8 protein-coding genes are annotated in these 12,008 nt (G+C 39.6%); 5 read left to right on the top strand and 3 right to left on the bottom strand.

Features of this window, described 5'->3' with window-relative positions; genetic code table 11:
• Nucleotides 1-77 precede the first annotated feature (77 nt).
• Nucleotides 78-1,475, bottom strand: a complete 1,398-nt coding sequence (ahcY, locus tag H3S83_RS01960; RefSeq protein WP_075869610.1) for an adenosylhomocysteinase — start codon at nt 1,473-1,475, stop codon at nt 78-80.
• A gap of 313 nt (nt 1,476-1,788) precedes the next feature.
• Between ahcY and rfbA the strand changes: the two genes are divergently transcribed.
• From rfbA to H3S83_RS01935, 5 genes are read left to right on the top strand one after another with little or no spacing between them, the layout of a single operon-like run.
• On the top strand, nt 1,789-2,670 hold the full coding sequence (rfbA, locus tag H3S83_RS01955; protein ID WP_198238761.1) for a glucose-1-phosphate thymidylyltransferase RfbA: 882 nt from the start codon (nt 1,789-1,791) through the stop codon (nt 2,668-2,670).
• The gene (rfbC, locus tag H3S83_RS01950; RefSeq protein ID WP_198238760.1) at nt 2,663-3,235 is read left to right on the top strand and encodes a dTDP-4-dehydrorhamnose 3,5-epimerase; all 573 of its coding nucleotides are present in this window, start codon (nt 2,663-2,665) and stop codon (nt 3,233-3,235) included. The genes rfbA and rfbC overlap by 8 nt, the downstream gene beginning before the upstream one ends.
• Complete coding sequence (gene rfbB, locus H3S83_RS01945) at nt 3,232-4,266, top strand: dTDP-glucose 4,6-dehydratase (protein WP_198225463.1); 1,035 nt, start codon at nt 3,232-3,234, stop codon at nt 4,264-4,266. Before rfbC ends, rfbB begins: the two co-directional genes overlap by 4 nt.
• 15 nt (nt 4,267-4,281) lie before the next feature.
• Complete coding sequence (rfbD, locus tag H3S83_RS01940; protein WP_198238759.1) at nt 4,282-5,139, top strand: dTDP-4-dehydrorhamnose reductase; 858 nt, start codon at nt 4,282-4,284, stop codon at nt 5,137-5,139.
• 32 nt (nt 5,140-5,171) lie between these two features.
• Nucleotides 5,172-8,996, top strand: coding sequence for a glycosyltransferase (locus tag H3S83_RS01935; RefSeq protein WP_198238758.1), 3,825 nt, complete (start codon nt 5,172-5,174; stop codon nt 8,994-8,996).
• Between the two features lie 1,114 nt (nt 8,997-10,110).
• Here the strand turns inward: H3S83_RS01935 and H3S83_RS01930 are convergent.
• Together H3S83_RS01930 and thpR are read right to left on the bottom strand one after the other, a co-directional pair.
• Nucleotides 10,111-11,130, bottom strand: a complete 1,020-nt coding sequence (locus tag H3S83_RS01930; protein WP_198238757.1) for a glycosyltransferase family 2 protein — start codon at nt 11,128-11,130, stop codon at nt 10,111-10,113.
• Nucleotides 11,131-11,448: 318 nt separating this feature from the next.
• Entirely contained in the window at nt 11,449-11,988 is a 540-nt protein-coding gene (gene thpR, locus H3S83_RS01925; RefSeq protein WP_198239635.1) for an RNA 2',3'-cyclic phosphodiesterase, read from the bottom strand.
• Between the last annotated feature and the right edge of the window lie 20 nt (nt 11,989-12,008).

Raw genomic sequence — 12,008 nt, 5'->3', positions numbered from 1 at the left:
TCAAAAAACAAAGGCCGGACATTTTCTGTCCGACCTTTAAAAACAATATGGATTAGCTTCTTTCAGCCAAACCGGTTTTAGTAGCGATAGCGATCAGGCTTGAACGGACCTTCGACCGAAACACCAATATAGGCAGCCTGCTCTTCCGACAGCGTTGTCAGTTTGACGCCAAGACGATCAAGATGCAAACGGGCAACTTTTTCATCAAGATGTTTCGGCAAAACATAGACCTGATTTTTATAATTCTCGCCACGTGTGAACAATTCGATCTGGGCTAATGTCTGGTTGGTGAAAGACGCCGACATAACAAAAGAAGGATGCCCTGTTGCATTGCCGAGATTAAGCAGACGTCCTTCCGAAAGAAGAATAATGCGTTTTCCATCCGGAAATGTAATCATGTCGACTTGCGGCTTGATATTCGTCCATTTCAGGTTTTTCAGTGAAGCGACCTGAATTTCATTATCAAAATGTCCGATATTGCCGATAATGCACATATCCTTGACGGCCCGCATATGTTCAAGGCGGACAATGTCACGGTTTCCCGTTGCCGTAATGATAATGTCGGCAGTCGGTGCAGCATCCTCGAGTGTTACAACCTCATAGCCATCCATAGCTGCCTGCAAAGCGCAAATCGGGTCAACTTCGGTGACCTTGACACGTGCACCGGCACCAGAAAGGGAAGCGGCACAGCCTTTGCCAACATCGCCATAGCCGCAAACAATAGCAACTTTACCGGCCATCATCACGTCGGTACCGCGACGGATACCGTCAACCAGCGATTCTTTACAGCCATAACGGTTGTCGAATTTGGATTTTGTTACACTGTCATTGACGTTGATTGCGGGGAACGGAAGCAACCCTTGTTCCTGTAAATGATAGAGACGATGAACACCTGTCGTTGTCTCTTCGGTCACGCCTTTGATGGCATCACGTTGACGGGTAAAGAAACCGGGTGTTTCTTTCATGCGTTTCTTGATTTGGGCAAAGAAAATTGCCTCTTCTTCGGATTCCGGCTTGGAAAGAACATCTTCTCCATCTTCGGCACGGGCACCGGTCAGAATATAAGCTGTTGCATCACCGCCATCATCAAGAATCATATTTGAAGGCTTACCGTCCGGCCATTGGAAAATAGCATCGGTATAGCTCCAATATTGTTCAAGCGTTTCGCCCTTGACTGCAAAAACAGGTGTACCACCTGCAGCAATTGCTGCGGCAGCATGGTCCTGCGTTGAAAAAATATTGCATGAAGCCCAGCGCAGATCTGCACCGATCATTTTTAACGTTTCAATAAGAACGGCTGTCTGGATTGTCATGTGCAGCGAACCGGAAATGCGTGCGCCACGCAACGGTTGAGAGGAGCCGAATTCCTCACGGCAGGCCATTAGCCCCGGCATTTCAGTTTCGGCAATATCGAGTTCTCTGCGACCATAGTCGGCAAGGCCGATATCCTTGATAATATATTCTTTGGCAGCCATTATGCACTCCTTGAAGATTTTTAGCTTCCGGTGATTTAACAGATGTCGCACAATGGCGCAACAGGGATATAAAGAGATCTTTATGCCAATGTAATTTTGACAAGTGACTAAAAAACAGTCATAAGACGTAAAAATTGCTCTTATATCTTTGTTTTACAGATGCGCATTCATGCATTTTATGATAAGTTTGTTACAATAGATATAGGAATTTGTGACTTGATTTTTTCTCGAACTCTTTGTGGATTTATTTCGTGACACACCTAAATAGCATTTTACTTGTTTTCAAAAAAGCTATTCAAGTGAGGTTAAGCGTATGAAGGGGATTATTCTTGCTGGAGGGAGCGGAACGAGACTATATCCGGCAACTTTGGGAATTTCAAAGCAACTTTTGCCAATTTATGATAAGCCGATGATCTATTATCCGCTTGGCGTTCTTATGCTGGCAGGAATCCGTGATATTCTTATTATATCGACGCCGCGTGACCTCCCGTTATTCCATCAATTGCTGGGTGATGGCAGCGCTTATGGAATTAATTTTTCTTATGCCGAACAAGCCCATCCGAATGGCCTTGCCGAAGCCTTTATAATTGGCAAAGAATTCATAGGTGATGACCATGTGACACTTGTACTTGGCGATAATATTTTTTTTGGTCACGGCCTTGCGAACCAGCTTGAAAAAGCGAAATCATTCAAAAACGGCGCAACGGTATTTGCCTATCGTGTCGATGATCCCGAGCGATATGGCGTTGTAAGTTTTGATAAGCAAACAGGTATGGCAGAATCACTCGTTGAAAAGCCGGAAAAACCACGATCCAATTGGGCTGTTACCGGACTTTATTTTTATGACAATGATGTCGTTTCATTTGCACAAGATTTAAAACCTTCTGCTCGTGGAGAACTCGAGATAACCGATATCAATAGCTTATATCTTGCTGAAAAGCGTTTACAAGTTATCCGACTTGGGCGTGGATATGCATGGCTTGACACGGGCACTCATGATAGCCTTCACGACGCATCGTCTTATGTTAGAGCAATTGAAAAACGACAAGGCATCAAGGTGATGTGTCCAGAAGAAATCGCTTATAATAACGGCTATCTGACAGCTGATCAGGTTTTAAAACGGGCCGATCAGCTAGGCAAAACCGGCTATGCAGAGTATTTAAAACGTCTTGTTACGGAGATCGGTAATGATTGAAGTCAATAAAACGCCTATTCCCGATGTTTTTATAATTCAGCCTAAAAAATTCGGAGATAATCGCGGTTTTTTTTCAGAAACTTATAATGCCAAAGATTTTTCAGCTCACGGTATCAACGACATTTTCGTTCAAGACAACCAATCTTATTCTGCTAAAGCCGGTACTTTAAGAGGATTGCATTACCAACTTAGTCCACACGCGCAAACAAAACTCGTTCGCGTAACACGGGGACGTGTATTTGACGTTGCAGTTGATATAAGACACGGTTCGTCAACTTTTCTCAAATGGACAAGTGTTGAACTTTCACCCGACAAATGGAACGAGTTCTATATTCCTGCGGGGTTTGCACACGGGTTTCTAACGCTTGAGGACAATTGTGAATTTGTCTATAAAGTAACAGACTATTATGCTCCTGAATGCGATCGTTCTATTCGTTTTGATGATCCTGACATAGCGATCAAATGGCCGATCGACCTGGCCCATGTCGAGCTTTCGGAAAAAGACAAAAATGCACCATTTTTGAAAGATGCGGAGCTCTTCGATTTTGCGGAGATGACAAAGTGAAAATTCTTGTGACTGGCGGTGCAGGTTTTATCGGGTCGGCATTGTGCCGACATCTTGTTAATAAGGGATATGATGTTTTTAATGTTGATAAGCTGACCTATGCAGGAAATCTTCAATCTTTAAAAACATTGGCTGGTAAACAAAACTATCATTTCTATCAATTGGATATCTGTGACAGTGATGCTGTTTTTAAAATTTTGGAAAACGAACAAATCGACGCCATTATGCATCTTGCAGCTGAAAGTCATGTAGATCGATCAATTCTTGGGCCATCAGCGTTTATTGAGACAAATATCGTAGGCACTTTTCGTTTATTGGAAGCAGCGCGCCGTTATTTTGAAAAATTGGACCATAGCAAACAAAAGACATTCCGCTTTCACCATATCTCTACCGATGAAGTGTTCGGAGATCTGCCTTTCGACAGCGGTATTTTTACCGAACAAACACCGTATAACCCGTCTTCTCCCTATTCTGCCTCGAAAGCCTCGTCGGATCATCTGGTGCGCGCTTGGCATCATACCTATGGGTTGCCAACTGTTATTTCCAATTGTTCAAATAATTATGGTCCATACCATTTTCCCGAGAAACTTATTCCGCTTGTTATTCTCTCCGCGCTTGATGAAAAGCCACTGCCTATTTATGGAGAGGGAAAAAATATTCGCGACTGGCTTTATGTCGAGGATCACGCGCGGGCTTTGGAAACAATTGTCTGCCATGGCAAAATAGGCGAGAGCTATAATGTTGGCGGACATAATGAACGAACCAACCTTCAGGTCGTCGAATCTATCTGTGACATTCTTGATGGACTCAAGCCCCGTGCAAATAGAAAATCTTATCGGGAACTCATTACATTTGTTAAAGACCGGGCCGGACATGACAGGCGTTATGCGATTGATCCAACGAAAATCATGACAGAACTTCATTGGAAACCGCAGGAGACCTTTGACACAGGTTTGAAGAAAACCGTCCAGTGGTATCTTGACAATAAATGGTGGTGGCAGCCGTTAAAAGAACGCGCAAAAATCGCTTGAAAAGGGGGAACAACTGTGAAAATTCTGGTTACCGGAAGAAACGGTCAAGTTGCGCAATCCATGCTGCATTCGACACAAGAAGACGTTGAAATTGTTGCACTTGGTCGACCTGAACTTGATATCACCGATAAAACTTCAATTGCAAAGGCTGTTCAAGTTTATAAGCCTGACATCGTTGTCAACGCCGCTGCCTACACTGCTGTCGATAAGGCCGAAACCGAGATTCAGGAAGCATTTTCTGTCAACAGAGACGGTGCCAAAAATGTTGCTGAAGTCGCGCAAGACAATGGTTTGCCGATCATTCATATTTCGACAGACTATGTCTTTAATGGACAGAAAGAAAATGCCTATAAGGAAGATGATGCTCCCGGGCCACTGAACGTTTATGGCCTTTCCAAGCTCGAAGGCGAATGGGCTATAATAGAAGCCAATCCAAACCACATCATTTTGCGCACTGCCTGGGTTTATAGCCGATTTGGAAATAATTTTGTTAAAACGATGATCCGGCTGGCGCAAACGCATGATGAAATAAACGTCGTGTGCGACCAGTGGGGAACTCCGACAAGTGCCGATTTTATTGCTAACAATATCATTGCTATCAGCAAGCAAGTAACAGGTAAAATTCCACCACAAAACTGGCGTGGTATTTTTCATCTTGTGCCTGACGGAAAAACGAATTGGGCCGATTTTGCTCGTGAAGTGTTTAGCCTGTCAAAGAAAACAGTCGAAAAAATATGTAATATTCGTTCTATCAGCTCTTTAGAATACAGGACCTCTGCCACGAGACCAAAAAACTCATTGCTGAATAATGAGAAAATACGTTCAACATTCAACTTACAGATCGTTGGATGGAAAACATATATTACAGTGTAATATGGCATTCCTCTGGAACATAGGGAAAAAATATGCAGGATTTAAAGAAGATTTTTTGGGATCATGACAATAAATCGTCTGATAAATGGGAAAACTATATTGACGTATATACTCAGTTTTTTGATGTTTTTTTGAAGCAGAACAAACCTATAAGTTTACTTGAAATCGGCGTACAGAACGGCGGATCGCTTGAAATTTGGAAGAAATATTTTCCTGACGGCTCAACATTTGTCGGGCTTGATATAAATCCTGAATGTGCCAAATTGGATTTCGAAAGCGGCATTAACGTTTTCTGCTGCGATGCATCGAATGAAAAACAGCTTAATGACAAATTGAAGGATGATCAGTTTGACATTGTCATTGATGACGGGTCACACAAATCTAAGGATATTATTGCTGCTTTCAAAAATTGTTTTCTTCGTATGAAACCAGGGGGATTATTCATAATAGAAGATCTCCATTGCAGTTACGATGCAGCGTATCAAGGTGGTTTTCGTGCAAAAGGCGCAGCACAGGAATTTTTAAAAAACCTGACTGACGCATTAAATTATCAATATATACCGGCAAATGAAATCGCTAAGTTGAAAGATGGAGAGATATTTCATTTATACAGTCAACGTATCGAATCTATACATTTTTATGATTCAATTGTTGTAATAAAATTTCATAAGGTTTTCGCTGATCACAATTATAAACGATATTTGACCGGACATTATCAAAGTATTTATAATAATTTAAAGGATCTTGAACGCAACCTAAATGATACAAAACATCCGCTTGTTGTTTCACGTTCCATGTTTTTTGAAGTTAATCCGGATTATCGGTCTAAAGTTCTTGTAGAACCTCCAATGTTCACCTTGTTAAAAGATAATAATTCATATCTATTTAAATATACCAAGCTCTGGCAAGCTTCCAAGCCAATCGGTCAAGGAAAAAACGAAGCCGGCTTATTTATGCAGCAAAAAACGTCAAATAAAGAAACAAAAAGCAAGTTTAAACGCTTCTGCAAAAAATGGAAAAAGAGCATCAAAAAGCGCTTACACTATGTGGGATTAGGGCCAAAGCCACTGAAAAATTCCACCGGATCAGATAAGTTATCAACTCGTTTCATTGATATTCCGGTTGAAAAAAATTTTTCTATTGCTGCAAAAAATATACTTGACAGGTTTGACTATACAAATAATTATAATTTCATCCGTAATGGCGACATAAAATTCACTATACTTATAACGGTATTCGACACTCCTCCCCAATTTCTGGAACGTCTTTTTCAAACTTTACTTTTGCAAAGCTATCAAAATTTTGAAATTGTAGTGGTCGATGATTTTTCAAAACCACCTTATATACGGGAAATTCTAACGAGATTTTCTGATATCGATAATCGCATAAAAGTTATCTATAACGATGAAAATTTAGGAATTGCCGGATCCAGTAATGTGGGATTGCAGATCGCCTCGGGCGATTACATCGCATTTGTCGATCACGACGATGAATTGACTTGGGATGCACTACAATCTGTCGCCGAGTGTATAAAGGAGCATCCTCAGGCTGATGTTGTCTATTCGGATGAGTGCATTATTGACGAGAATGGCTGTCCGTTGCAAATTTTCGCAAAGCCGGATTGGAGCCCTGTGCTTCTAACCAATAACATGTATATCGGGCATCTGACAGTTTGCCGCACTTCTCTCGTAAAAGAGATCGGTGGTTTTCGTAGCCGATATGATTTTTCACAGGACTATGATCTTGCTTTACGTATGACAGAGAAAACCGATAACATCTATCATATAGCAAAACCGCTATATGGCTGGCGCGCGATTGCTACTTCCGGGGCGGCAGGGGGTAAGGATTATGCCAGGGTTACCAACATTCTGGCTTTGCAATCTGCAGCTGATCGAAGAAATTGGAATGGTAAAGCAAAGCCGTTATCTTTTGGCAATCGTATCGAGTGGGATGAAGCCGGTAAAGAACCAATGGTATCGATTATTATACCATCGGATAACATTGAAAATATTCGTGCTTCACTCAATTCTATCCTAACTCATACAGATTATACCAATTATGAAATCTTGGTCGTTACAAACTCGAAAATTATCGACCAGTTAAAGAGTGAAAATAAGACCATAAGTTTTGTGAGCTACGATAAGCCCTTCAACTTTTCTGATAAGTGTAATCAAGGGGCGATGCAAGCGAAAGGCCAATTTCTGGCATTTTTCAATGACGATGTTAGAATCATAAATGATGATTGGTTGAAACAGCTCGTTCACGTGGCTCTGATCAAGGGAGTTGGCGCCGTAGCTCCCAAAATGCTTTATTCAAATGGCACTATTCAACACGCCGGCATGGTCACCGGGGTGCGTCGTTTGGTTGGTACTGCATTTCATGCAGTTCCAGACATTCAACATCCGTACTTCAATATGGCAGATCAAATACGGGAAGTTTCGCTTCTTTGCGGAGCGTGTTTACTTGTTTCTGCAAAAACATTTTCACAAGTCGGTGGATTTGACAGCAAACACACACCAATTGCTCATTCCGACGTGGATTTATGCTTTAAAATACGTGAATTAGGGCAAACATGCATATATCAACCAGATTCAAAATTAACTCATTTAGGGCATCTATCAATCGGTAAATCTGAAACGAATGTTTCTCCAAAAATTGATAAATCGGATATTTATCTTTTGAAACGTTGGCCCGAACAAGTCGCAAATGACCCATATTTCACTCCGTTAATGCGATCATTATTATATCATGACTCGCCCGAAGATTTCTCTATCTATCCAGGAAGACGATATGACAAAAAATCGAAGGGCGATATATTGATCGTGAGTCATGATCTGACAAATAGCGGTGCGCCGCGAGTTGTTGTCGAAATGGCAAAGACGTTGGAAAAAGAGGGGTATTTTGTTGTTATAACCAGTCCCGAGGACGGTCCTTTAGCAAAAGAACTACAATCATTAGGCTTCAACGTTATCATAGATAGTTTGTTGCTAAAAATGCACGAAAGTGTACTATCTTTCGCACGCAATTTTGATCTCGTGATTGCAAACACAGTTGTAACATGGCCAATTGTTAAACAGCTTGATTCCGTTGTTCCGGTTTTATGGTACATCCATGAAGTGGAACTCGTCTCGGATTTGGCTGATAAATTTCCGGATTGTGCAAAAATATTACATGATGCAGAAAATATTGTTGGTGTAAGCGACTATGCAATTGCGCATATAAAAAAATATCGAAGTAATAAGATTGGACGATTGGAAACCGGTTTTCCTCAACTTCAACGCAAAAACCATAAGGGAGACCAACTCCTATTATCTACTTTCGGATCATATGAATATCGGAAAGGTCAAGACCTTCTTTTAGCAGCAATGCAATATCTCGCACCGGAATATCGCAAAAAATTCAAACTTCGTTTTTTTGGTCGAACATTATCAAAAGAACTCAAAGCAAAGTTGGAAGTTGATGCAAAAAGTTACGAGAATGTCTCGGTAAATGGTGAACTATCTCACGAAGATTGTGTCATCGAAACGGAAACTTCCGATCTTGTAATTGTTCCATCTCGAAGCGATACACTGCCAATAGTTTCGATAGATGCTTTAGGTGCCGGTGTGCCTATTATGTGCACAAAGGAAACCGGAACAAGTCAATATTTAGAAAATGACAAATCCGGATTTATAATTGAGCAGTCGACTCCCGAAGGTATCGCAAAGGCGTTACAACACGCATTAGAATTAAGCGATAAATGGCATAACATCGGGCTTGAAGGGCAGAAAATCTTTAAAAAATATTTTTCATTGGATGTTTTTGAAAAGAATCTGTCTACTGCTGTAGAAAACCTTTTGGCTCAGAAACGCTCTTAAGTTCGTTCAACAGTAATTGAGTTAACATGCTTTATTTTTCATAACCACATATTTTATTTATGAATATGTGGTTATGTTGTGTTATATGACGTCGTTTTAAATTTATTTATAAATAAATAATATAATGATTTATAATTTTATTTAAAATTTAAAACAGAATTATTATATTTTTACCTTTCCTCGGCAAACAATTTTGTACGGCGCTAACACAGACTTGAAAATAGTTAATTGCGTCAAATGACAACGATTAGGGCGAAAAAGCTACCTATCGGAAGAAAAACAGAACAAACGGTGTAACTAAAAGACAAAAGAACGAGACGTGCAGGTGGAAAATTTCCCATCTTCAGGCAAATGAAACGCAATAAAAACATCCACGCTTTTCACCTCTCGAAGGTGGCATTGAAGCTTCAGATCATTATACGACAATCAATCAAACCTGTTTCTATTGTCTGAAAGCGTTTTGATGTTTAAAATATTTTATCCTCAACAGAGGAACAGTTCAGAAGCTTTTGCCAGAAAACGTCATCGCCTCTATGTGGTTGAGAAATTAGCTTAACAGCAAAACGGCATATTGTATTGTGCCACTCCAATTATAACCCTGAAGAGTCGTTCCATCTCCATCTCAAAGAATATGAATAGTGCGGCAATAACCGACCACGAAACAATCTCAAAAAAGATTTATCACAAGGATAGAGAAATTTTACCCCTTAACCACGTAACCTCTTTCTTTTTAATATTCGCTTTGGCAAAAACAATAATTCATTAATATAATATATATCAATTAAATATTTTTCTTTATTGTTATTTTTAATTAATTTTAAGTTATTTAAATATTGAATATATGTTTATATTTTGTGATTAAAAATATATTTATTGATTCATTTGCATGATATAACAAACGACCACTTTTGATTGTATCGCCGATACGAGCATTTCAATTTCCAAACAAATTTATATATTTTATTTCTACACAGACGACGTTTTGTTTTTCTAATGAAAATACATATATATTGTAAATATAAAACTATGAAATTACTGTACTGAAAAATACTTTTTATTTTTTATGTATATTACCAAACAATAAATATGTTTTATGGAAAATTGATTAACTAAATTAATATTTAAAAAATATCTTTTTAATAGTTCTTTCTATTTTAATCTTTAATACAGCGCGTTTCAGCTTACGTCGGACAGGCCCTCTTAATCTTGTTTTTTGTGAAATAACGTCAATGAATTGGTCTAATAATGAAATAATTTCATCGCGGTGTTCAAACATCTTGATTTGTTGAGGTGTCTTTGGCTTTTTTACGGCCTGTCTCGCTTCTTTAATGAAAGTACCCATAAAACGTGGTACGAGACAATCCCTTATATAACGATGCCCGTAGCCGGAAACTTCGTCAAAATTATCACATATCTTCTTTACATAACGCAAACGACTACGACTCATTTTGATACTAAAAGATGTACTATTATTATTGATACACCACACTGTCACAGCTTTCGGTAAATAATAATTAGTCCATCCTTTGCGGAATAACCTGAGAAAAAAATCATCATCCTCATAGCCTGTAAACTGTGGATCGAACCCACCGACATCTTCAAAAGCCCGGCGACTAATTAAAGAGGCTGATGGGAGAACATACATATCGTACCTTAGCATGGTCAATATACTTGTTTTAGGATGAGAATCTTTTGTACTCCGGACGACAACATTCGTTTGAACGATATTCCCTTCCTCATCCGCTTCACATAAATCGCCGTAGACCCAACCAAATTTCGGATCTTGCAATTCGACCGCATCCATTAATTGCTTTATATGATTTGGCAAAAAGAAATCATCTTGATCAAGAAAACAGATAAATTTAGATTTTGTATGTGCAACACCGAAATTTCGCGCTGACCCCTGCCCACCGTTTTCTTTACGAAGAACAGAAAATCCCATTTTCTTTGCAATAATATTTAAGAAATCTGACTCTTCTTGAATTGATCCATCATCGATGACTAACAATTCATTCGGTTTAACAGTTTGATCAAGTACGCTTTGTACACTTCGTTCTATATATTTTGATCCATTGTAATATGGAATAATAACAGAAACAGTGCGATCATGTTCGTTTAACGAGGATTTAATCAACTCTCACTCACTTTGAAACAAATAATATATTGCCCACTCAAACTCATCATGAAAAACCGGTAAAATTGATTCAATTAATATGAAAAATATCCCGATAGATCAATGACTCGTAGCTATATTGCGTTAGACCTCCTTTTTGACGTGATATCATAACTCCAAATACCTAGACGAAGATTATTAACACACGCGGTAGTTAGCATTGCAATCACGTTCAGCTTTAAATTGTACCCGGACAATCCTCTATGGTTCGCTTACGGAAATATTGATAGTTTCCAAAACAATTCATTAATATCTATAATATGCAGGACATATCCGAAATTATTTTATTTTTAGTGCCCATTTGTCTTCAATAATATATGGCCCACCGCCAATTGACTCGTGCGATGACATCAACACAAAGCGGTTAACCGGAAAATATCCCGTTTCAAAGTGGCCATGTGAAGAAAGATAGGGCAATAGATCATCAAGCTTCACCTGTTTCAGGCGAGCAACTGTCACATGTGGAATATATTTCCCTTTATCCGATTTGAGGCCAAGTCTTTTGGCAATACGATCAATATCACTTTGCAAAAGCAGCAGCTCCTCACATGGTTCTACGCTTGCATAAATCGAATGGGGCGTTTTTGAACCGAAGACATCAATGCCTTTCAGTCGCAAATTGAACGGCTTTCTTTCAATGTGATCAAGTGCGTGAACAAGTTCATCAGCCATCTCGTTGTTCATGTCACCGAAAAAACGCAGGGTGATATGATAATCCTCGACTTCGATGAAACGTGCACCAGGTAAACCGCCTCGCAAAAGTGACAAGGACAATGCGGCATCATGCGGCACTTCCAATGCGGCAAAAAGTCGGGGCATCATTATTCCTTACGCGTTGT

It is taken from the genome of Bartonella sp. W8122 (genome assembly GCF_016102485.1).
Taxonomy (GTDB): domain Bacteria; phylum Pseudomonadota; class Alphaproteobacteria; order Rhizobiales; family Rhizobiaceae; genus Bartonella; species Bartonella apihabitans.
The sequence above is the reverse complement of the archived record's forward strand: the minus strand, read 5'-3'. Positions and strand labels throughout refer to the sequence as shown.